This is a genomic window from Phycisphaerae bacterium (genome assembly GCA_018003015.1).
In the GTDB taxonomy this organism is placed as follows: domain Bacteria; phylum Planctomycetota; class Phycisphaerae; order UBA1845; family PWPN01; genus JAGNEZ01.
Window position 1 is genome coordinate 51,454 of the sequence record JAGNEZ010000027.1, and the last position, 22,101, is coordinate 73,554.

Annotated in this window: 17 protein-coding genes; 11 read left to right on the top strand and 6 right to left on the bottom strand. The window is 63.7% G+C overall.

Going from position 1 to position 22,101, the window contains the following annotated elements; all coding sequences use genetic code 11:
• Window positions 1-126 precede the first annotated feature (126 nt).
• Window positions 127-1,602 (bottom strand): AMP-binding protein, encoded by a 1,476-nt coding sequence (locus KA354_13345; protein ID MBP7935625.1) that lies wholly within the window; start codon window positions 1,600-1,602, stop codon window positions 127-129.
• A gap of 173 nt (window positions 1,603-1,775) precedes the next feature.
• Between KA354_13345 and KA354_13350 the strand changes: the two genes are divergently transcribed.
• From KA354_13350 to KA354_13390, 9 genes are all read left to right on the top strand, one after another.
• Window positions 1,776-2,618: an SPOR domain-containing protein gene (locus KA354_13350; protein ID MBP7935626.1), complete on the top strand. Its 843-nt coding sequence runs from the start codon at window positions 1,776-1,778 to the stop codon at window positions 2,616-2,618.
• Window positions 2,619-2,635: 17 nt separating this feature from the next.
• Complete coding sequence (locus KA354_13355; GenBank protein MBP7935627.1) at window positions 2,636-4,267, top strand: lipopolysaccharide biosynthesis protein; 1,632 nt, start codon at window positions 2,636-2,638, stop codon at window positions 4,265-4,267.
• Between the two features lie 36 nt (window positions 4,268-4,303).
• Window positions 4,304-6,625: a carbamoyltransferase HypF gene (hypF, locus tag KA354_13360; protein MBP7935628.1), complete on the top strand. Its 2,322-nt coding sequence runs from the start codon at window positions 4,304-4,306 to the stop codon at window positions 6,623-6,625.
• Window positions 6,626-6,628: 3 nt separating this feature from the next.
• On the top strand, window positions 6,629-6,889 hold the full coding sequence (locus KA354_13365; GenBank protein ID MBP7935629.1) for a HypC/HybG/HupF family hydrogenase formation chaperone: 261 nt from the start codon (window positions 6,629-6,631) through the stop codon (window positions 6,887-6,889).
• A 27-nt stretch (window positions 6,890-6,916) separates the two neighbouring features.
• A complete protein-coding gene (gene hypD, locus KA354_13370; protein ID MBP7935630.1) occupies window positions 6,917-8,038 on the top strand; it encodes a hydrogenase formation protein HypD in 1,122 nt (373 codons plus the stop codon).
• Entirely contained in the window at window positions 8,035-9,060 is a 1,026-nt protein-coding gene (hypE, locus tag KA354_13375) for a hydrogenase expression/formation protein HypE (GenBank protein ID MBP7935631.1), read from the top strand. Before hypD ends, hypE begins: the two co-directional genes overlap by 4 nt.
• A gap of 1 nt (window position 9,061) precedes the next feature.
• Window positions 9,062-9,454 carry a hydrogenase maturation nickel metallochaperone HypA gene (locus KA354_13380; GenBank protein MBP7935632.1) on the top strand — a complete coding sequence of 131 codons (393 nt, stop codon included), beginning with the start codon at window positions 9,062-9,064 and terminating at the stop codon, window positions 9,452-9,454.
• Between the two features lie 7 nt (window positions 9,455-9,461).
• Window positions 9,462-10,115 carry a hydrogenase nickel incorporation protein HypB gene (hypB, locus tag KA354_13385; GenBank protein ID MBP7935633.1) on the top strand — a complete coding sequence of 218 codons (654 nt, stop codon included), beginning with the start codon at window positions 9,462-9,464 and terminating at the stop codon, window positions 10,113-10,115.
• A 78-nt stretch (window positions 10,116-10,193) separates the two neighbouring features.
• The gene (locus KA354_13390; GenBank protein ID MBP7935634.1) at window positions 10,194-11,939 is read left to right on the top strand and encodes a family 10 glycosylhydrolase; all 1,746 of its coding nucleotides are present in this window, start codon (window positions 10,194-10,196) and stop codon (window positions 11,937-11,939) included.
• Window positions 11,940-11,964: 25 nt separating this feature from the next.
• Here the strand turns inward: KA354_13390 and KA354_13395 are convergent, their stop codons facing one another.
• The 3 genes from KA354_13395 to KA354_13405 are packed head-to-tail and all read right to left on the bottom strand — an operon-like array spanning window position 11,965 to window position 17,300.
• Entirely contained in the window at window positions 11,965-12,420 is a 456-nt protein-coding gene (locus KA354_13395) for a DoxX family membrane protein (protein MBP7935635.1), read from the bottom strand.
• A gap of 15 nt (window positions 12,421-12,435) precedes the next feature.
• Entirely contained in the window at window positions 12,436-13,914 is a 1,479-nt protein-coding gene (locus tag KA354_13400) for a peptidylprolyl isomerase (protein ID MBP7935636.1), read from the bottom strand.
• A 32-nt stretch (window positions 13,915-13,946) separates the two neighbouring features.
• Window positions 13,947-17,300 (bottom strand): hypothetical protein, encoded by a 3,354-nt coding sequence (locus KA354_13405; GenBank protein MBP7935637.1) that lies wholly within the window; start codon window positions 17,298-17,300, stop codon window positions 13,947-13,949.
• A gap of 393 nt (window positions 17,301-17,693) precedes the next feature.
• Here KA354_13405 and KA354_13410 point away from each other — a divergent pair, with 393 nt between their 5' ends.
• Window positions 17,694-18,194, top strand: coding sequence for a chemotaxis protein CheD (locus tag KA354_13410; GenBank protein ID MBP7935638.1), 501 nt, complete (start codon window positions 17,694-17,696; stop codon window positions 18,192-18,194).
• A gap of 16 nt (window positions 18,195-18,210) precedes the next feature.
• Here the strand turns inward: KA354_13410 and KA354_13415 are convergent, their stop codons facing one another.
• Together KA354_13415 and hslU are read right to left on the bottom strand one after the other, a co-directional pair.
• Window positions 18,211-19,425 carry an MFS transporter gene (locus KA354_13415; GenBank protein ID MBP7935639.1) on the bottom strand — a complete coding sequence of 405 codons (1,215 nt, stop codon included), beginning with the start codon at window positions 19,423-19,425 and terminating at the stop codon, window positions 18,211-18,213.
• Between the two features lie 192 nt (window positions 19,426-19,617).
• Window positions 19,618-20,961, bottom strand: coding sequence for an ATP-dependent protease ATPase subunit HslU (gene hslU, locus KA354_13420; GenBank protein MBP7935640.1), 1,344 nt, complete (start codon window positions 20,959-20,961; stop codon window positions 19,618-19,620).
• Window positions 20,962-21,172: 211 nt separating this feature from the next.
• On the opposite strand from hslU, the gene KA354_13425 reads away from it, so the two are divergent.
• Window positions 21,173-22,051: a glutamate racemase gene (locus KA354_13425; GenBank protein MBP7935641.1), complete on the top strand. Its 879-nt coding sequence runs from the start codon at window positions 21,173-21,175 to the stop codon at window positions 22,049-22,051.
• Window positions 22,052-22,101: the final 50 nt, after the last annotated feature.

A 22,101-nucleotide genomic window follows, 5' to 3' on the forward strand; every position in this document is an offset into this window, starting at 1 on the left:
CCTCGACTCCTGTACCTACGAACGCCGAACGAATGACCTGGATCACTTGATGCCTGGGGCATCGGTCCATGAACCGGGTCCGGGACGGGCCCCCGTCGCCGGTTCCAGGCAATTATAGTACCGGCACTACCCACCGAGCCTGGCCTTGAGTTCGCGTTTGAGGATCTTGCCGGTGGGTCCGTGGGGCAGGCTTTCAAGGATGTAAAGCTCTCTGGGGGTCTTGTAGCCCGCCAGCCGCTGACGACTGAACTCGCGGAGTTCATCGGCCGTGGCCTGGGCCCCGTCCTTGAGAGCCACGAAGGCGACGACCACCTCGCCCCGGCTGTGGTCCAGGCGCCCGATCACGCCGACTTCGAAGACCGCCGGATGCTGCTCCAGAACGGACTCGACTTCTCGGGGGAACACGTTCTCGCCCCCGACGATCATCATCTCCTTGGCCCGGCCGGTGATCTTGATGAAGCTCTCTTCGTCCAGGCGAACAATATCGCCGGTCCGGAACCAGCCGTCCTTGTCGATCACGGCGGCCGTTTCCTCGGGACGGTTAAAGTACCCCTTCATAATCATTGGACCTCGAACCCAGAGTTCGCCTTCTTGTCCGATGGGCAGCGACCGGCCGGCCTCGTCGCGAACCAGCAGCTCGCAATCGCGGATTGGGCGTCCGACCGTCCCGATCTTATTCGCCCAGGGCTGGTTGGAGGAGACGACCGGTGAGGTCTCGGTCAAGCCATAGCCCTCAAGGAGGGAGACTCCTGTCTTTGCGAGGAAGTCGTCGTAGGTTCGTCGCGGGAGCGGTTCCCCGCCGCTGACCGTCAAGACAAGCCGCTTGAAGTCGGCCGGCTCGATCTGTTTGAGGCGAGCGATGGCCCCGTACATGCTTGCGACGGCCATGATGATGGATATGTCTGAATCGCGGATCGATTTGTGGATGGCCTGGGGTGAAAACCGGGGGAGGAAAGTGACGGTGGCGCGCAGGACGACCGGGAGCAGAGTCGTGCAGGTCAGGCCGAACACGTGGAACGGCGGGATGATCCCCAGGACGTGGTGCTCGGGTGTCATCTGGAAGTGCTCGATGGCCCCCTGACAGTTGGTGAGGAGGTTATTGTGGGTGAGACAGACGCCCTTGGGTTGCCCGGTCGATCCGGATGTGTAGATGATGGCCGCAGTGTCGTGTGGATCCACATGGGGTATTGGGGGGGCGGAGCGCAGTTTCTCGACCAAGTAGGCGCGCTTGAGGGGAAGGTCCTCGAGGTAGACGGCCTTGACGGGCAGTTGGGCCAACTGGTCTTTGAAGTGCCTCGTGGCAATGACCAAGTCGATGCCGGCATCGGCGAGGATGGCGGCCAGTTCTCGGGCGGGCAGAAGGAAATTGAGTGGTATCGCGATTCGTCCTGCCCAAAGGGTGCCCAGGATAGTGCCCAGCGCGGCCACGGAAGCGGGAAGCATGATGCCCACCCCTTCGCAGCGACTTTCTCGGATCACAAGGCGGGCCATGACGCGGGAGAGGGTGACCAGTTGGGCATAGGTTACCTCGCGCACGCCATCCCGGGCAGCCGCTTTCCCCGGGATCCGCTCGGCGGCGTCAAGCAGGCATCTGAGCAGCATGGGGGTCTCCGACTCGACAAAAGACGTAGTTGCGATCATGCTAGCAGGGGTCCGCGAGGCCGTCCACCTGGGTGAGAAAAAAGTCGCGGGCATCGCCGGATCGGCACTGGACCGGAAGGCGCCGGGCCGCGGCAAAACGAGAGGTTCCTGGATCCGAAGGAGCCATGCGGACCATGGTGAACGATGAGTACGGATGGAGCGACGGGCGGCCTACGGGAGCGGCAGTCGGCACGAGTTCCGCGACGGGGCGCGAGGGCATGGTTCTGGTTGCCTTGGCTGCCCTTTTCGGGGGCTGCACGCAGTTTGGTCCTGCGGAGAAGGAATTGCTGATCCAGGCCAACCAGCAGTATGCTCAAGGCGACGTGAGCGGGGCGACTGGGCGGCTGAACCGGCTGATCAAGGACTACGGACAGGCCAGCGAGATCGGGGAGGCGTACTATCTCCGAGGGCTGTGCCGGGTGCGGGCCGGGCAGGCGGAGGCGGCTCGCAGCGACTTTGAGGAGGCTCTGAGCAGGAGCCGCCGGGACGACCTCACGGCCCAAGCGCAGGCATCATTAGGGACGCTTGCCTACGAACGAGGCCAATGGACTGAGGCCGCGGATCGATTCGCCAAGGCGATTCCCGGATTGCCCAACCAGCCGCCCAAAGACGAAGTGCTCTTTTCAGCCGCCATGGCCAACCAGCGGGCCGGCAGCTGGAGACAGGCGAAGGCCTATCTGGCCGAGCTGTTGCGCAACTTCCACGACCGTCCGATCGCCGCAGAAGCCCGGCGGCTCGCTTCCTGGCGGCACGAGTGTTACGCCATTCAACTGGCGGCCTATCAGAGTTCCGACAACGCCCAGGAAGCCGTCAAGTCATGGCGGCGCAAGGGCCTTGATCCCGATCTGGAGAACGTTCCCCGAGGTGGTGCCGCCATCTGGATCATCAAGGTCGGCCGCTACCGCACCTACGCCGAGGCGTCCAATGCCCTGGCCGCCATGCGCAAGCTTGAACCCAAGGCGATCATCGTGCCCTAATCGGCGAGGCGCGACACGTGACGAGTGAACCGGGCCACAACACCGCTTCCCCTCAAGCCATCGTGGGGCGTCCGCTCGGCTGCCTGGGTCAGGTTTTCAGATCGGGCACGGTTACCGAGTCCCTGAGCTTCTACCTTCCGGCCGCGTTGCTCTACCGGGCGCTGGGCCTGGTCCGGGGCGTCCTCCTCGCCTGGCTGATCAGCAAGCGGGAGTTTGGGATCTTCCAGATCATCCTTCTTGCGATCAACATCCTGGTGCCGCTCTGTGCGGCCGGCCTGAACGAGGCGGTAGCGAGGTACACACCGCAGTATGAGACCCGACACAGCCTGCGCGCGTTCCTGGGCAGAGCGATTCCCTTTGCCTTGCTGCTCGGTACGATGTTGAGTGCGATCGTTTTCCTGCTCGCAGCCCCCCTTTCGCGTCTGCTGTTTGCCACGTTTGGCCAGGGGCAACCGGAGACGGGCCTCGCCGACAGCCGCATCCCCCTGGTGTATCTGGCCACAGTCACCACGCTAGTCCTCATCGTCTACATCCTCATCCTCGCCCTCGTCCGTGGGCTGCGGATGTTCCTGGCGGTGAGCTTGATGGAACTCATCAGCAACCTGCTTTTCACGCTCCTGGCGGTGCTGACAGCCCTGGCCGGTCAGGAATCTGCCGAAGCCATCATGGTCTGCTACGCGGCCAGCTACCTGGTCACACTGGCCGTCTTCGGGCTGCCCTTGTGGTTGCTCGTGCGCGCGATGTCCGACCAGGGCCGGCCGCTTGACTTGGAGGCAGGCCAGTCGGGGAGCGCCACGTTGCTGGGTCGCATGCTGAGTTACAGCCTGTGGTCCGCCGTGGCCGCGGTCGCCTGGCAACTGGTTCAGTACTACCCGATGTGGTTCCTGCAGAAAGTGCATGGGCCGGAGGTCGTGGCCGTCTGTGCCGGCATTCACCTGATCACCCAAGCTGTTCTGATTGCCGCGACCTCGGTGGTCATGGTCATCCAGCCGACGGTCACGAAGACCTGGGAAGCGCTTGGCCGCGACCTGGCCAATCGACAGCTTCTCTTGGCTCACAAGGTTACCTTGCTGGTGACTCTACTCATCTGCGCGCTGCTCGATCTGGGCGCACCGTGGCTCGTCCGGCTGTTTCCGGCGGGATATGCGGCCGGCAAGGGCATTATCCCATTGTCGCTGACATTCTTCATGGTCGCAGGCCAGGTTGTCTTTTTAGGAGTGCACTTCACCCTGATCGAGAAGACACGTTATCAGTTCGTGGTCTGGCTCGTAGCCGTGGTGTCCAACGCCTTCTTCGCTGCCCGGTTCATCCGGCCGGAGCTGTTACCCCACCAGGCCCTGTCGGCCACCGTCTGGTCCGAGTTGTTGGGCATCACTGCGGCTCTCGCGGCAACGCTCCTGATTCTCCGCATGGAGCGGCAGCCCTTTGATCGTGGCTTGACACTCCTGATCCTGGCCGGCTACGGCCTCATCTTGCCGGCATTGGCGTTGCTGGCCGTGATTCTCGGGGTTGTCCTACTCACCGGCGTGACGAACGTCGTGTTGGACCGGAGAGAGAAGGTGGAGGCCCGGAATCATCTGGCGGTTATCCGGGCGGGTATACTATCGAGGCTTGGCAGGCTGACCTCGGGCCCGCCGCCCCAGGAGTGAGCATTGTCCGTCCGCGAACCTGATCAGTTTTCGGGAATAGCTCGACGCCGGCTCGAGGTGCGTGGCCGGGTACAGGGCGTCGGGTTTCGCCCGTTCGTCTACCGGCTGGCGATGGAGTCACAGCTGGCCGGGCTGGTTGGCAACGATACCCATGGTGCGTTCATCGAGATTGAGGGACCGACGGAGCGTCTCGAGCAGTTCATCCATCGGCTGCAGGCTGAGCTACCCCCGCTGGCGAGAATCGTGGAATTGCGGGCGGAACCATTGAGGGCCGTGGGCGAGAGGGCCTTTCGCATCGAAGCCAGTGAGCGGACCGGCATCCAGGATGCGGAAATCACGCCTGACGTGGCCACCTGCGACGACTGCCTGTATGAGCTTCTTGACCCGCAGGACCGGCGATACCGCTACCCGTTCATCAACTGCACCAACTGCGGCCCTCGCTACTCGATCATCCGGGCGGTGCCTTACGACCGCCCCAACACGACAATGGCCCGGTTCACCATGTGTCCGTCGTGTCAGGCCGAGTATGATGACCCAGCCAATCGCCGGTTTCATGCTCAGCCGAACGCTTGCCCCGCGTGTGGTCCTCGGGTATGGCTGACGGATCGCGGGGGCCGAGAGCTGACGGGCGACGCGATCCGCGAGTGTGCGCGGTTGCTCGCCGATGGTGGAACTGTGGCTATCAAGGGCATCGGGGGATTCCACCTGGCGTGCCGGGCGGACGATGAAGGTGCCGTCTCACGGCTGAGGGAGCGTAAGGGCAGGGAAGCCAAGCCGCTGGCGATCATGACCGCGTCACTGGAGGCGGCCCGGCACTACGTGGAGATCGACGCCTGCGGAGCCGCTGAACTCGCCCGGCCGGAACGTCCTATCGTCCTGTTGCCCAAGCGTACCACCGCCCAGATCGCGCCGAGCGTCGCCCCTCGTGTGGACGCCTTCGGGCTCATGCTGCCCTACACACCTGTACACACATTGCTTTTCGCGGAAGGGCTGGGACCGCTGGTGATGACGTCGGGGAATCCGACCGAGGAGCCCTTGTGCTGCGACAACGAGGAGGCCCTGCGCAGGTTGCCAACCATCGCGGATGCCTTCCTGCTGCACGATCGAGACATTCAGCGGCGGGTCGACGACTCCGTCGTATTGGCTCCTGCTCCGGGCGCCGGAGCGACGGCGAGCGATTCCCCGCTGCCGATTCGCCGGGCTCGTGGGTTCGCTCCGGCCCCCATCGAAGTCGCGGCCCCGACGCCTCAGACTGTCCTGGCCGTTGGCGGGGAACTCAAGTCAACAATCTGCGTTCTGACCGGCAATCAGGCGATTCTCAGCGAGCATCTGGGCGAACTGGCCAACGCGGAGGCCTATCGACACTTCACCACCACGATCGAGCAGTTCAAGGCCCTGCTGCGAGCCGAACCGGCCGTCGTTGCCTGCGACTTGCATCCCGACTATGCCGCGACTCGGTGGGCGCGGAAGCTCCCCATACCGGTGGTCGGGGTCCAACATCATCACGCCCACGTGGTGAGTGCCATGGCCGACAACGGTATTACCGGCCTAGTCGTTGGTGTCTCGTGCGATGGCACGGGGTACGGGCCGGATGGTGCCATCTGGGGCTGTGAGGTCCTGGTCTGCGACGAGGCAGAGTATGAGCGAGTCGCTCATCTCGGCTACTACCCACTTCTCGGTGGGGACGCCGGGGCGCGGGAGACCTGGCGTCCGGCGGCCGGGCTCCTTTCCGAGCTGCATGACCAGGATTGGGGCGAGATGGCGGCCGCCGAGTTCGGGGCCATCTCCGAGGAGGCTCTCGATGTGGCCCGACGCCGTCTCCGGGAGCCGCACCGCCTGCCCCAGACGTCCAGCCTGGGGCGGCTGTTTGATGCCGCGGCTTTTCTGCTTGGCCTGAGCAGCGAGAACCGGTTCGAGGCGGATGCGGCCATGAATCTGGAGGCCGTGGCCCGGCAGTGCCGCGGTGCTCCCCCCCTGTTGCCGAGGCCGACCGATGTTTTTCAGGGTGAATGGCCGATAGTAATGGATGCGCGCCCTGTGATCGGGGCACTATTGGGCGAGAAGCGGCAAGGGCGATCGGTGCCGGAGTTGGCCCGAGCGTTCCATGAGACCGTGGCTACAATGCTGGCGGAGGCTGCGGCTCGGGCTGCGGGAGACCGAGGGCTGAACCGAGTGGTCTTGTCCGGCGGCTGTCTGGCCAACCGATTGCTGGCGGAGATTCTGAGGCGGCTGCTTCGGGGGAGGGGCTTGTCGGTGTTCGTTCATCAGCAGGTGCCCGCCGGCGATGGTGGCTTGGCGTTGGGTCAGGCCGTGGTTGCGGCCGAGCGAGTTCGCCGGCGCGGCGTGAGGAGGGCGTAGACCGTGTGTCTGGCAGTTCCGGGCAAGATCGTTGAAATACGCAGTGAAGGCGACGGGCCGGGAGGCAACGTCGGCATCGTCGATTTTCAGGGTACGCGTGTCGAAGTCGGCCTGGCGTTCACCCCGGACGCCAGCCCGGGCGATTGGGTGCTGGTTCACGCCGGTTATGCCCTGAACGTGCTGGATGAGCAGGAGGCTGCCGAGACCTGGCAGTATCTCAAGGAAGCGGAGGTCGTCGACGAAGTGCCAAGGGGATCGCCCTAGGCTGGCCTTTGCGGTGCGGAACAACACGTGAGCCGATCGCGAACAGAACAGCTGATCCAGCAGATCGAGACGCTGGCCCGTGCTACGGGACCGGTCCAGATCATGGAGGTGTGCGGCACGCACACGGTGTCGCTTTTTCGCAGCGGGGTGAAATCGCTGATGCCGGCCGAGGTGCGGTTGGTCAGCGGCCCGGGCTGCCCGGTGTGCGTGACGTCTCAAGGCTACATCGACGCGGCCTGCGATCTCGCCTCCCGAGAAGGGGTAACTGTCTGCACATACGGAGACATGGTTCGTGTGCCCGGACGGTCCGGCAGTCTGGAGAACCGCCGGGCGACCGGTGCGCACGTGGTAGTGGTCTACTCAGCCCGCGACGCGGTCAAGTTCGCCGAGCAGCACACCGACCGCAAGGTGGTGTTCCTGGCGGTCGGCTTTGAGACGACCGCTCCGGCCACGGCGGCTGCCGTCCTCGAGGCCAACCGGCGGCAACTGATGAACTTCTGGATCCTGCCCGGGCACAAGTTGGTGATACCGGCGATGGCCGCCCTGCTGGCCGGCGGTGACGTGCCGATTCAGGGTTTCCTGTTGCCCGGCCACGTCAGCGTGGTGATCGGGACCCAGGTCTACCGGCCCATTGCCGAGCGCTATCGGAAACCCTGTGTGGTCACCGGCTTTGAACCGGAGCAGATGCTCGCGGGAATAGCGAATGTCATGGAGCAGATCTCGGCGGGTGCGAGCCGGATCGACAATGTCTACGGCGTCGCCGTCCGGGATGGGGGCAATCCTCAAGCGCTCCGTTTCATCGACGAGGTATTCGAGCCCGAGGACACCATCTGGCGAGCGATGGGCACCATCCCGATGAGTGGCCTGGGGCTTCGCGAACGGTTTCTACGGTTCGACGCCTTGCGGGAGTTCGATCTGACCATCGGTCAGGATTATGACCCCCCGGGGTGCAAGTGCGGCCAGGTCATTCAGGGCAAACTTGACCCATCTTCCTGTGGTCTCTTTGGCGAGCACTGCACTCCTTCTCATCCCGTGGGCCCCTGCATGGTCAGCAGTGAAGGAACCTGCGCCGCGTGGTTCAAGTATGGTCGTCGCGAGCGGCGAGAGGGCAAGGCGTCCACTTCCGGAGTGCAAACCGCAACACGATGAGCATGCCTGGTTACCGAGAAGAACAGATTGTCATCGCCCATGGCGGTGGTGGTGAGAAGACCCGGCAGTTGATTGCCGAACGATTTCTCCCCAGGTTGAGCAACCCCCTGCTGGCTCCGCTCGGCGACAGTGCCGTGCTTGACATTCCTCGGGGGCGAATCGCCTTCACGACCGATGCGCACGTGGTTCAACCGCTGGAGTTTCCGGGGGGCGACATTGGCCGGCTGTCGGTATGCGGCACGGTGAACGATCTGGCCGTCACCGGAGCGGTGCCGGTGGCGCTCAGTCTGGCCATGGTCATGGAGGAGGGGCTGCCGCTGCCTCTCCTGGATCGGATCATCAGTTCCATTGCGGAGGCGGCTCGGGAGGCGGGTATCGTCATCGCCACGGGGGATACCAAGGTCGTCGAGCGTCAGCGCGGCGACGGCATGACGATCACGACCGCGGGTGTGGGCGCGGTGCGGGAAGGGCTGCGGCTGGACACGACGAGGATCTGTTCGGACGACGTGATCCTGGTGACCGGCCGAATCGCCGAGCATGGGCTGGCGGTCATGTCGGCTCGCGAAGGATTGGGGCTTCAAACGGATCTGCTCAGCGACGTCGCTCCCATGAACGGCCTGATCGCCGCGGTTTTGGACTGCGGGGTGGACGTCAAGTTCATGCGCGATCCGACGCGTGGCGGGCTGGCGTGCGTGCTGGCGGACCTGGTGGATGACACCGGCCTGACGATCGAGGTTCGAGAAGCGGCCATTCCTCTTTCCAGCGCAGCCCGACACGCGGCGGAATTGCTGGGTCTTGATCCTCTCTCCGTGGCCAATGAGGGGAAGGTCGTCATGGTGGCGAGCGAGGCCGATGCTGGCAAGGCCCTGGCAGTCTGTCATGGCCATCCGCTGGGGAAGCATGCCGCGATCATCGGCCGCATGGTATCTTCTCATCCAGCGTTGGTCGAGTTGGTGACGCGGAGCGGCGGTCGACGGTTGGTGCAGCGGCCATACGGCGAGGAACTCCCCCGGATCTGCTGACATGCACGAGGCAACCATAGCCATGGCGATCGTGGAGCAGGTAGTCGAGGCCGCGTCTCCGCACCAAGTTACCCGAATCAGCGAGATCGAGATCGACGTCGGGGTGCTCAAGCAGGTTGTCTGCGAATCGCTGCTCCTGGCCTTCGAGGCGTGTGCCGCGGGCACCCTCGCCGAGGGCGCCGTTCTCAAGATCAACGAGATTCCTCCTGCGGCCGTCTGTCAGGAGTGTGGGCAGGAGTTCACCCCGGACCTGGCGGAGTTCAGTTTTGTCTGTCCCGGCTGCGGCAAGGCGAGCGTGACCGTGGTCGGCGGTGACGAGATCCTGCTGAGGAGCATGACCTGCGAGCAGAACGACGCGCCGGTGACCGCGGTCGCACCACGCAAGGAGACGTGATCGCATGATGAAGGTTCAGCTTGTTCAGAACGTTCTCAAGGCGAATGATGCCGTGGCTGCGGCAAACCGCAGGATGCTCGGGGAGGCCAAGCTTCTGGCCCTCAACCTCATGAGCTCTCCTGGCAGCGGCAAGACCACCCTGCTGGAGAAGACCATTCCCATGCTAGGTGCTGCGTATCCATCGGCCGTACTGGTGGGCGATCTTCAGACGACCCGCGACGCCGAACGGCTGAGCAGCATTGCCACCGACGTCGTCCAGATCAATACCGGGACCGGCTGCCATCTGTCGGCCACCCAGGTCGCCGAGGCGTTGACGGGCCTGGATCTCGGGCGGCTCGGGTTTCTGTTCGTCGAGAACGTGGGCAACATGGTGTGCCCGGCGGACTTTGACCTGGGCGAACACCGCAAGGTTGTGCTGCTCAGCGTCCCGGAGGGCGACGACAAGGTCGCCAAGTACTACACGCTCTTCCAGCGGGCAGACATCATCCTGCTCACCAAGGTCGAGTTGCTCCGCGTGTTGGATTTCCGGATCGACCGGGTGCAGGATGATCTGGCCAAGCTGAATACCCGGGCGCCGTTCATTCAGCTGTCGGCGAAGACGGGCCAGGGCATGGACCAGTGGATCACCTGGCTTCACCAGCAGCGGGCTGCGGTGAGATAGCGGTCGAGATCTCCGGCCAGACAGTCTCGCCCCAACCGCCGCGTTGACGGCTCGCCGTCCGAGGACTTCGGCTGCAATATGGATGTCATTCGTTCCCGTCCGGTGCTCGTGATTCTGGCACTCGTCCTGAGTGGTACGCCTGCGTTTGCCGCGCGAACAAGATCTCAGCCTCGCCCCCAGGTCACGCTGCCCGCGGCTGCGGAGTTCAGGGGGATGTGGGTCACGCGTTTCGAATGGCCGAGCCCCGACCAAGCCCAGTGCCGAGCCAGGATCGACCAGATCCTGCGCACCCTGGCCCGCAACCACTTCAACGCGGCCATCTTTCAGGTTCGCGGGCAGGCGGACACTCTCTATCCTTCGCCCGAAGAGCCCTGGTCGCCGATGATGTCGCCGAACGGCGCGGAGCCCGGTTGGGATCCCCTGGCGTACGCCGTTGAGATTGCTCACCAGCAGGGTCTGGCGTTTCACGCCTACATCAATACCCACACCATTTGGCAGCACGACCGCAAGGAGGCGCCGTTGGTTCCATCGCACCTGTTCTACCGGCACGGCGACGCTGCGACACCCGGTTGCCATGATTGGCTGATCCACGACGACCAGGGTCGACCGGTGCAATGGGGCGGCGACAACTACGTGTGGCTGGCACCGGGGGTACCTGCCGCCCAAGCCTACATCCGCAGGCAAGTCATGCACGTCGTGCAGCAGTATGACGTCGACGGGGTTCATTTCGATCGCATTCGCACGGCCGGCGCGGAGTTCTCCCATGACCCGATCTCCGTCTCTCGCCAGGAACCGGGCAGCGAGGGCAACCCGGCCAACCTCGACTTCGGCGACTGGACGCGTGACCAGATCACACGGCTGCTCGGCGACCTCTACGCCCAGATTGTCGAAACGAAGCCACGGCTGATTGTCAGCGCCACCCCAGTGGGCCTGTACCGCCAGGGCCGCTATCCCAACTACCCGGACGACTTCCACTACGGCTACTCGAAGTGCTACCAGGATGCCCAAGCCTGGATGGTCGCCGGGGCCATGGACTTGATTGTGCCGCAGATCTACTGGAGCGACGGCGGGAAGCCGCCCGACTTCAGCCAAGTCCTGCCGGACTGGATTGCCCACAGCGGTGGGCGACACGTCTGCGCAGGCCTGGTCAGTTCGATGATCGACAAGGAGATCATTCACCAGGTTCAGGAGACCCGCAAGCAAGGCGGGACAGGTGAGGTGTTCTTCTCATACGGGTCGTTCAACAGGAAGGGCTACTTCCGGCTGTTCAGCCGCCCGGGCGGGCTGTATGCCAGGCAGGCGGCCATGCCCTCCATGCCGTGGAAGGAGAGCCCTACCGACGGGATCGTCGTGGGTACTCTTCTCGATGCTGTTAGTGCGGAGCCGGTGGTGGACGCCTGGGTGGTCCGGACGGGCAGTGGACATGTCGCCTTGTCTTCCGGCGATGGTCTGTACTCGTTTCTCAAGGTTCCGCCCGGTACGCACGCGCTGACCATTCGCAAACGAGGTTACGTCGAGCGGTTGGTCGACAATGTGGTGGTCAACGCCGGACAGGTCGTGCGGGTCAACGCGGCCATGCTGCGGCAACCTGCCACCCGGCCGGCCGACATGGATGAGCAGGTGGCGGAAAGCCAACCGGCCGGTCCGCCACAGCCAAGTGATATCCTGGTCGCGGACCACGCCGGTGCGTCGTCCCCCGCTCGAACATCTCACGGCAAGGGCCTGGGCTTCCTCGCCTGGACTGGCATCCTGCTGCTCGCTGGGAGCATCTCGGCCACCCTGGTGGTGTACTTCCTCCGGCGAACCGGCCGACCCGAGGTCTGACGTCCATCCGTCCCATCTGCTTAGCCTACTGGGCGGCCCCCTTCTTTCGGAAAGCATCCACACTGATCGCCCCGTGGCCGGTCATGGTCAGCAGCAGGGCGGAAGTGAAGAGGATCACGTTCGCGTGGAACGGTCCCTGGTCGCTATAGAACTTCCCATTCTCGTACAAGGCGATGGTGAAGCTAGCGAGCATGAGGGACATGGCTCCGGCCGGCCAGCGGCCCAGGGCGCCCAAACCGACCAGGCCGCCCACGATGATCTCCAGGAAGGGCAATGCATAGCCATAGGGAGCTGCGAACCAGACCGGCAACCAAGCGGGCTTCATGCCCAGGAAGACCGTGCGATAGAACTGGGCAACACCACCCTCCGCGCTGATCTTGTGGACGCCCGCCAGCACAAAGTACAACCCGAGGGCAAGCCGATTGAGCAAGAGCACCAGGTCCATCAGGCTTTTCTGCGATCCCGCCGCGGCAGCAGACATAAAGAGTACCCTCCTCTACTTCGCTCGGTAGGCCTTGCGAATCACGGGAGGATCGACCGGCTGTGATTTTTCGCCACCCATCATCGGGCTGTTGACCGTCTTGACACTCTTGATCTTGTCAACCGTGTCCATGCCGGCAACCACCCGGCCAAACGCGCAGTAGCCCCAGCCGTCGTGTGCGGGATAGTCCAGGTTGTTGTTGTTCTTGACGTTGATGAAGAACTGACTCGTGGCCGAATGCGGCTGGCCCGTGCGAGCCATGGCGATCGTACCTTCTTCGTTCTTCAGGCCCTGCTTGGCTTCGTTTTGAATCCCCTCGTGCAGGCCCTTCTGCTTCTCCCCCTCCATACTGACAAAGCCGCCGCCCTGAATCATGAACGTCGGGATGACCCGATGGAAGATGGTGCCGTCATAGAAGCCCTCGTCCAGGTAGCGCAGGAAGTTTGCCACGGTGATTGGGGCCTTGTCGGGGTACAACTCCAGCGTAAAGTTGCCCAGACTGGTTTCGAACTCGACTCTCACGGGGCCGTTGGCCTCTTGCTTCACGGATTTGCTCCTCTTGGTCATGATCTCGCGGAGCACAGCGGCATCGTCTTTGATGGCCTTCTTCTTGCCCGCGGCGTCGAGCCGGCCCAGGCTGTCATCCTCGATGACCACGTCACCCTTGAAGCCGGCGTCGAAGTAGTAGCCGAGGATCTTGTCGAAGTCCAGATCTCCGGCCCGAATCGTCTCGGTGTACCTGCCGTATTCCCACCCCTTGTCACGCTGCTTCTCGCGGCGATCCTCGGGGTACTTGATGCTCTTGGCGTGGGCGTACCGCACATGGGGCGCGAATGTCCTGGCCAGATCGTAGATTGTGCTCAGCGGATGGCCGTACCAGTACATGTTGCAGGCGTCATGGGCCAGGCCGACTTGGTCGTTGGGTACGGCCTCCATGATTGGCTTGAGGACCTCGCGCTTGTTGAGACAAGGCCCGAGGTTCTCGACAGCGAGTTGAACCTTGTTGGCCTTGGCGAGAGGAGCGACGGCTTTCACGAAGTCGATCGCCCGCTTGGTGAAGGCCTGCTCGTCGAGGTCGCCGGCGCCCAGCGGCATCATGATGACCGGAACCTTCATTTCGCCAGCGGCTTTCGCGGCCTTCTCGACCCACGCGATGCTCGCGGTGTCGTCCTTGTTCTTGGCGAAGGGGATCACCGTACAGAAGGAGACAATCTCGCAACCGCCCTTCTTGGCTGCCTCGAGCACCTTCTGACGGTTCTCCGGCGTATCGATCCGATAAGGATGCTCCTTGCCCTCGAAAAGGCCCGGGCAACTCAGGTCCGGCTTGAGCTCCACCTCCAACGCGGTTGTGGTGACCTCCTTGGCGGCCGCCCAAACCGACTCGGCATCGAAGCCGCTCAGGTAGCCGTCCCGGATCCCCACCCGGCTCTCGCCGAACGCCACGCACGAGATCATTGCCACGCCAAGCACAGCACAAAGCAGTCTAAGTCCCATTTATCCGCTCTCCTCTGCAGGAATGATCTTGCTCACGGCATCACGGCCACAGTCTGATTCACTCTCGGGGCGGTAGCGGGCCAGTGCATCTCCTCGCCGTCGCTGGTCGGCGCCTCGATGTAGTATTCGGTGGTCGTTGCCCCACGGGCCGCCGTCGGCAACCGGCCGGTCCACACGCCGCGGCCGGCATGAGACAAGGATACCGTCTCGAACTCGGGTGTGCCAATTGGCCGCCAATGAACCGTGACCCGGCTCGGAGCCGTCGTATCCAGCACCACAACCCGCAAGGAGAGATCCTCGCCGCGGGCGGTGCTGGTGCGAACCTCGGGCACGAAAAGCCGGGGGGGGCCGGTGTATGTCGAACCCGGCATAGCGTAGGCCGGTAGCGGTTCGCCCAGTGCCTTGACCAAGGCCTCGCCGGGCCGATCGAGCATCGCGGGCATGTTGTGCTGCTGCCAGTTGGCGATGGTGCCGATTTCGCCGGTGTTGCTGACCGTCACCAAGAGCCAGCGATAGATCTCCCCCACCGCCTCAACGAGTGTTCTGCGAGCGGGCAGGGCCTTCTCCCTGGCCATCTTCTTGCGGGCGTCGATGTCCTTCTGAGCCTCAACCTCCTTGAAGACCTCATTGTACCTAGCCCAGACACAGTTTGCCCAGGCGACGGCCCGAAGGTAGCGGAACTGGTTGAGCCAGAAGTCGAAACGATCGAGATTCCCGGCGCCCCTAACCAGTGGCCGCAGGGCGACCATCTCATCGACAAACGCGTACTCCCTAGCTACCTCATCCCACGGGCGAGGATCGGGCATCACTCCGCCCGGGCCGTCGATCCAGGTCGTTGGTCGCGGCAGGCGGTTGTCCAGCCGTGAGAACAGCTCACCCACCTTGGGGCCGGCCTCCTTGCCGAAGTGGGCCGCCGCCCAGTCGCGATAGAATTCATCGGAGGGCAAGTATCTGGGATAGGCGGACGTCGATTTCGGATCCGCCGCATAATCCTTGTACACCGGTCCGCCGCAGTTGATCTTCTGGACACCCCCCGGCCCCTGAGAGACGATACCGGCCACGCACGGCTCGCCGACCTTCGGCACGAAGGCGATGTCCAGCCAACCGTCGGTGACGGGGATGCCATCACAGGGGATACTCAGGGCCGTGTTCTTGCCCGCCCGGGCGAAGACATCCAGATCCGCTAGGACCTCGCGGCCATTGATCTTGACGCTGAAGACCCGCTTGCCCTTCTCGTCGTGGACGGGTTCGCAGAACTGCAGGATGACGCGGTAGGCCCCATTGACCACTTCCAGGCCGTAGGCCGACATCCCTGATCGGATCGTCTGGTAGAGGGGCGCGTCCTGGGTCTTGGCGATGGCCGCGCCTGCAAACTCAGCCGCCTGACCGCCGTTCGGACCGAGGATGCGGTTCTTGGTCCCGCGCCATCGTTCCTGATCCCAGGCCGCCTGAGCCAGGGCGGAGAAGTTAGGGCCGAGCACCCGTGTCCGCCAGTGAATGCCCAGCAGGCCGGTGCATCCGTATTCCAGGGCGTCGACTGCGTCCTTCCGCATCCGACCGGCCCAGAGCTGCAAGCTGGTCAGAGCCGGGTCGTCCTCAACCCAGGGAATGGCCCACTTCGGACGACCGGTGACGTTGGCGAAACCCGGCTCAACCGGATCGTGCCCGGTCGCTCGGTTGATGCAGCTCATGGGCATATCTTTGGGCAGTTCGCGGTCGAACAGCGAGCGGTCGAACTGCGGGCCGAGCACCCATCCGCACGTTGCCAGCGTGAACGGCGCCTTCACGGCTTTCGCGGCGGCCATCGCCAGCCGGAGATCATCGAGCGTGGCTTGCACGGTGGCCTCGCTCACGCCTTCCCACGTCCAGCTCTCTGGTGTCCAGAACCAGTAGTAATCGAGCGGGTAGGCCTGCTTGATCCACGTGAACATGCCCTCATAGAGTTTCTGAATATCCTCGGGGGCCAAGGGATTGTTGTCGTCCGCCCGGTAATCCTTGTAGGCCCCCCCGCCGCAATTCACCTTCAGGCTGGTATTGCCGCCCTGGACCGCGATGGCGGCAACAGCGGGAAACTCGGTCTCCTTGGTGAAGTCGATGGCCAGCATGCCATCCTTGACCTCGACATCCTCAAAGGTGTAATCCAGGGCCTTGTTCTTGCCGGCCCTGGCGAAGACGTCCAGCTTCTCGATGACCTGCCTGCCTTGGATCTTCACGCCGAAGACGCGTTTGCCGGGAGCATCATAGGCGACTTCGGAGAACTTCAGTGTGACGGTGTACCGCCCGTCGGGGACCCGGAAACGGTATCCACTCACGTCCCACCGAACGCTCTGATAGAGCGGCTGGTCGTCGGTACCGGCGATCGGGCTGGGGTAGGTTACGATGTTGCCGCCAAGAGCCTCGATGGTACTTGGCTTCGAGGCGAGTCGCTCGCGGACCTGCTTGGGTACCGTCAATGGCGTCTCTGTACCGACGCAGGTCTGGACGCCGAGGGCCTGGGCGTACTCAAAGGCCTGGCGTAGCTTCTGCCCGAACAGGTCGAAGAGCGCGTTCTCGTCGTCCGGGCTCGCGGGCCAGGGATTCTTGCCCATCTGGACATCCTGGGACCATGCGTCGGTCTCGAAGAGCTGGGCGGCGCCGAAGTAGTACTCGCTGCTCTTCCACGGCTGAGAGCCCCAGGTACCGCTGACCGTGCTGAAATGCCGCGCCGGGTAGCTGGTTTTGACTCGTCCGTCCGGGCCGAGGTCCTCGGACCTGCCGATCCAGACGGTCGGTTCTGGTCCGACGCCGCCCTCGGGGTAGGTGTGCAGTCCGATAAAGTTCATCCGCAGTTTGGGCAGTTGGGCGATGATTGCCTTGTACCCGTCGGTGCTCCACCAGTCGGGGCCTTCCGGGAAATCGTGGAAAGGCTGGATGCCGCGATGTTCGAAGAGCGGCTTGGCCTGCTCGTCCAGTTCGGGCATGCTCAGCGGGATCTGCTCGTCCGGAACGACATCGCCCTCCAGGTAAAACCGGACCCCGAGGTGCTCGGCGAAGCGGTAGGCGCCGTAGAGGGTAGCCGCAGGATCGTGGCCGATGATGGTCAGCACACGGCGGCCTGCACACGAGGTGGTCTTGAGTACGTAGGAACCCGGACCGACGTCCCCACCCGGCGGGGAGGTGTGGCCCGCACGGTCCAGTGCTGCCCTCGTACCCAAGAGGATTGCGTCGCCGGGAGGCAGACTGGCCGCCGCAACCTCCGTGATAGGCAGCACTTGTCCGGTTCGAAGGTAGATGTACCGCTGGACTTCACGAGCCGCGAACAGTTCCAGGGGTGCCGCTCCTCGGGGCGTGAAGATGGCGACCTGGCCCGTTGCCGCTCCTGCCCCTGCCGCGATTGCCACTGCCATGGCTGTTGCCGCTCCCGCGCGTCCGGATCGCATCATGTTCATTACTCCGCTGCCGGAACTCGCCTTCGCGCCGGAATCCGGCAGGGTCCGGATTATATCGGTTGGCCGCCTACCGCGTCCAACGCTGCCTCTTGGATCCTCTGGCTGATGACGTGACGGTCGCCAGCGGGCATGCCAGCCGGCCGACCCGGCAGGCAACATCATCGCCAACGAGTTGAAAAGAAGGACCCGCCATGAGCCGATGAACATATCAGCGGTGCGAGATTCGACTCACGTCCGGTGTTTTGGGACCTTCCGGGGTCTGGCCCACGACTCTCTGGAAGGCGGGAGGAATGCCCGGACTCTCCTTCGGGGCTCGCAGAGTCACATCCCCCAGGTTCTCTGGCGGGCAACATGGGAAGCGGTGGCGTGTCACAGCAGACGGTTGTCGAAATCGCCGACTTCAAGGTCTCGAACGACCCGACAATTGAGTTGATCACCTACTCCCTGGGCAGTTGCATTGGTGTCGCGATCTGGGATCCGGTCGCCCTAGTCGGCGGCATGCTGCACTTCATGCTGTCGGACTCGACGATTTCGCCTGACAAGGCTGTCGTCAATCCGGCTATGTTCGCGGACACTGGAATCCCCTTGCTGTTTCGTTCCGCCTACCGCCTGGGTGCCTCCAAGAAACGCCTGGTGGTCAAGGTCGCCGGCGGAGCCTCCATGTTTCAGACATCGGAGCGGTTGGATATCGGCAAGCACAACTATCTCGCCCTGCGCAAGGTTTTCTGGCGCAACAATGTCCTCATTGACAGCGAGCACACCGGTGGCTGCCTGAGCCGCACGATGCGGCTCAACATCGGGAGCGGACAGGTCATCATCGGCAACCACAAGATGAGACAAGTTGCGATCTGAGAATCTCACCGGATGCCTATAACCGGCCCGGCGCGACGTCGCGTCCTCGCACGGCAAACCAGACCGTGCCAATAGCGCCACAGGCAAAGGCTGCCCACAAGTTGGCGTCTGGTCCCCAGCACCACCAGAGTAGGCCGCCGGCCAAGGCGGATAGCGAGACGATCGCATCTCGGACGAGGTAGTACGCGCCGAACATGGGGGCCCGGCTGTCAGATGGGGCCAGGGCCAGAATCAACGCTTTTCGTGTCGGTTCGCCGAATTCTTTCAGTCCCCGGAGCACAAACGCCCCCACCAACGGCCAGAACGAGTGACAAAACAGCAAAACCGCCGGGAACAGCGTGAAGAAAACGAACGTGGCCAGAACGAAGGGCTTTTTCTCGCCCCGGTCGGCCAGATACGCGACCGGGAGATACACAAGCACGGCGGTCATCATTTCGACCGCCTTGAGGAGGCCGAACTCCTTGCCGTTCAGAGGCGAGGCGATCGTCGTCATGCACCAGACGACCACGAATGCGTTGGGGATCTGCTCGCAGAACCGGATCAGGATGTCTGACACCAGCAGACTGCGGAGTTCTGGGGGCATGCGGCGAAGGCATGTGAGCGGATGACCGTCCGACACCAGTGGCTTGCTTTGGCTGCTTTCGGCTCCCGGGTCCGCGATCATTCTCCGCTGGAACCACAGTGCGACGATGGCCATGACCATCGCTGTGGCGAATGCCAGGCGCATTCCGGTCTGCTCGCCCCATTGGTCGATGAGGATGCCTCCCACGATTGGCCCGACCGCCATCGGTAGTCGTCGGACGAGTGAGTGGACCGAGACGCCCATGGTCTGCCTGTTCTTCGGAAGCACGTCACCCAGCAAGCTCATCGTGGCTGGCAGGGAAACGGCCGTCCAGGAGAGGAACAGCACTGACCCGGCCAGCATCGCCTGCCAGGTCGGAACGGCGATCACCAGAGCGAAGCCCGCGATGGTCATCAGGTTGAAAACCAGCAAAGCCCGCTTGGTTCCCACCCGATGGGTCACATAGCCGCCAAAGAGCGAATAGAGGGCGTTGAGCAGGTTATCGAGGAAGCCCTGAATACTGACAGCGAGGACTCCCCCGCCCAGGGCGAGCAGGTAGATTGGCCGGAACTGCTCGGCCATCTTCTCCCCGAGTCCAACGAGCACGACCACGCCGAGCAGACCTACGATGCTCCGCCGTAGGCCGAAGAAGTCGAGGACACGACGCATGATGGTATGACTGTAGGAGGCGAGTCAATGACCCGCAACCCGGCTACCTCAGGCGAGTACTGGCGAGGCGGAAGAGCGACGCCCCCAGGCCGAGAGCAGCAGGGCCGATCACGGGGATCAGGATCACGGCGATCTCAGCGTCCTGGCGGTCAGTTTCGTTCCGACCGGCGGGGTATTCTCGGATTCGCGACCCTACAGGATGAACCGGCTCACGTCTTCCTTCTCCCAGACGCTGACCAGGCGCTCGCGGACCATGGCACCATCGACGGTCACGTTATCGCCGCGGCGTTCGGGGGCGTCGAAGGACAGCTGCTCCAGCACCTTCTCCATGATCGTATACAGCCGGCGGGCGCCGATGTTGGTCATATTGCGGTTGACCTGGGCGGCGATATCGGCCATGGCCTCGACTGCGTCGTCGGTGAACTCGAGGCGGACGCCCTCGGTGGCCATCAGGGCGATCTGCTGACGGGTGAGGGCGTTCTGCGGCTGGGTCAGGATGCGGACGAAATCCTCCTTGCCCAGTTCGCTCAGCTCCACCCGGATCGGGAAGCGGCCCTGAAGTTCGGGCATCAGGTCTGACGGCTTGCTGACGTGGAACGCACCGGCGGCGATGAACAGGATGTGGTCGGTCTTGACCGGCCCTTGGCGCGTGGTCACGGTCGAGCCTTCGACGATAGGGAGCAGGTCGCGTTGGACCCCCTGCCGGGAAACGTCCGGACCGTGGGTACTGGCCGGGCCGGCAATCTTGTCGATCTCATCGATGAAGATGATCCCGCTGTTCTCAGTGCGCCGGATGGCCATCTCGATGGCCTTCTCGCGATCGATGAGCTGGTCGGAGGTCTGATGGACCAGGAGCTTGCGAGCCTCGCGGACCGGCAGCCGGCGAGTTTTGGTCTGCTGGGGTACCAGCCGCTCGAGGAAGTTCTGCAGTTCGGGGTCGAGCTGATCCATGCCTACGGTAGCCATCAGGCCGACGGGAGCCGCCCGTTCCTCGGCCCGGACCTCGACCTCGCGGTCGTCGAAGTCGCCGTCGCGGAGCTTCTGGCGAAACTTCTCTCGGGTGCGATAGCGGGACTGAGCCTCCTCGCTGTTGGGATCGCTGGGCAGCTCCCCGGGTCGTCCCCCGGGCAGGAGGGCATCCAGAAGCCGCTCCTCGGCCAGGCGCTCGGCCTCTTGTCGAACGACCTCCGCCTGCTCCTGGCGGACCATGTGGATAGCCAGATCGAGCAGTTCGCGGATCATGCTCTCAACGTCACGGCCGTGGTACCCGACCTCGGTGTACTTCGACGCCTCGACCTTCAGGAAAGGGGCATTCACCAGCTTGGCCAGCCGGCGGGCGATCTCAGTCTTGCCCACGCCGGTCGGGCCGGCCATGAGGATGTTCTTGGGTCCCACCTCGCCACGCATCGCCTCGGGGAGCTGCTGCCGCCGCCATCGGTTCCGCACCGCCACGGCCACAGCCCGCTTGGCATCCGCCTGGCCGACGATGTAGTTGTCCAGTTCTTCGACAATCTGCCTCGGGGTCAAGTCCTTCATGACATCCACCGCAGAAACAGCCTTGGTTCACGCGGGATTCTATGCGAGTATGACACGGCGGTCGAGGGAGCGCGGCGACTGGCGGCAGGTTGCGTTTTCGCTTGCCAATCCGGGGTGGTTTGGACGATACTATGGGCTGTAGCCGGGTCACGGCGGGGTACGACATGGAGGCGTGCCAGTCTGCCGAGCGGCCACACGGCTCAAGGATGGAATGATGAACTCCCGACCGATTGCCGTCTTCGATTCGGGGCTCGGCGGTTTGACTGTCGTCCGTGCCCTTCGCCAGCACCTTCCCCACGAGTCGATTGTCTACTTTGGCGATACGGCTCGCGTGCCCTATGGCACCAAGTCGTCGCCAACGATTCTGCAGTTTGCGGAGCAGGACTGCCGGTTCCTGATGCGGTTCAGTCCGAAGATGGTGATTGTGGCCTGCAACACGGCCAGCGCTCTGGCGCTGGACGAGCTCACCCAGAAGTTCGACCTACCGCTGCTCGGTGTGGTCAAGCCGGGGGCTTCGGAGGCCGTTCGCCAAGCCCGCGGACAGAGCATCGCGATCCTGGCCACCGAGGCCACGGTTGCCTCGCAGGCCTACCCGCGGGCGATTCATGAGCTGGCACCCCGGACGCCGGTCACCCAACAGCGGTGTCCCAGTCTGGTTCCGCTCATCGAGGAAGGTCGCTCCAGCGACGATCCGATCATGCTCATGCTGCTCAACGAGTACTTGGACGGTATCCGCCAGCTCGACCCGGCGGTCGTACTGTTGGGCTGCACGCACTATCCCTTGGTCGCCGAAGCCATCGCCCGGCTGATGCCCCAGGCCAATGTGGTTGACTCGGCGGACGCCACCGCGCGCTGGGCGAAGCAGATGCTCGCCCACATGGAAATCTTGTCGCTGTCCACTGACCCGGGTAGACTCCGCTGCTATGTCAGCGACAACCCTCAGCGATTTCGCGAGATTGGCGGCCGGTTCCTCGGTCAAGCCATCCGCGACGTTACCTGGATCACGCCGGAGCAGTTCTTCACCGACGACTCCTCCCCACCGGCAAACCCTAGCCCGGCATCCTTCGCCCCCGCCGCTCGCGTGGCGTGAGGATGCGGCTGGCAGCAGTCCCGCTCGTGTTCCCGCCCCGTGGGTGGGTT

Excerpts from the sequence above, each read along its gene's own strand:
- KA354_13345 (MBP7935625.1), bottom strand. The coding sequence starts at position 1,602 with ATGCTGCTCAGATGCCTGCTTGACGCCGCCGAGCGGATCCCGGGGAAA.
- KA354_13350 (MBP7935626.1), top strand. The coding sequence starts at position 1,776 with ATGGTGAACGATGAGTACGGATGGAGCGACGGGCGGCCTACGGGAGCG.
- hypE (MBP7935631.1), top strand. The coding sequence starts at position 8,035 with ATGAGCATGCCTGGTTACCGAGAAGAACAGATTGTCATCGCCCATGGC.
- KA354_13380 (MBP7935632.1), top strand. The coding sequence starts at position 9,062 with ATGCACGAGGCAACCATAGCCATGGCGATCGTGGAGCAGGTAGTCGAG.
- hypB (MBP7935633.1), top strand. The coding sequence starts at position 9,462 with ATGAAGGTTCAGCTTGTTCAGAACGTTCTCAAGGCGAATGATGCCGTG.
- KA354_13390 (MBP7935634.1), top strand. The coding sequence starts at position 10,194 with ATGGATGTCATTCGTTCCCGTCCGGTGCTCGTGATTCTGGCACTCGTC.
- KA354_13395 (MBP7935635.1), bottom strand. The coding sequence starts at position 12,420 with ATGTCTGCTGCCGCGGCGGGATCGCAGAAAAGCCTGATGGACCTGGTG.
- KA354_13400 (MBP7935636.1), bottom strand. The coding sequence starts at position 13,914 with ATGGGACTTAGACTGCTTTGTGCTGTGCTTGGCGTGGCAATGATCTCG.
- KA354_13405 (MBP7935637.1), bottom strand. The coding sequence starts at position 17,300 with ATGGCAGTGGCAATCGCGGCAGGGGCAGGAGCGGCAACGGGCCAGGTC.
- KA354_13410 (MBP7935638.1), top strand. The coding sequence starts at position 17,694 with ATGGGAAGCGGTGGCGTGTCACAGCAGACGGTTGTCGAAATCGCCGAC.
- KA354_13415 (MBP7935639.1), bottom strand. The coding sequence starts at position 19,425 with ATGCGTCGTGTCCTCGACTTCTTCGGCCTACGGCGGAGCATCGTAGGT.
- hslU (MBP7935640.1), bottom strand. The coding sequence starts at position 20,961 with ATGAAGGACTTGACCCCGAGGCAGATTGTCGAAGAACTGGACAACTAC.
- KA354_13425 (MBP7935641.1), top strand. The coding sequence starts at position 21,173 with ATGATGAACTCCCGACCGATTGCCGTCTTCGATTCGGGGCTCGGCGGT.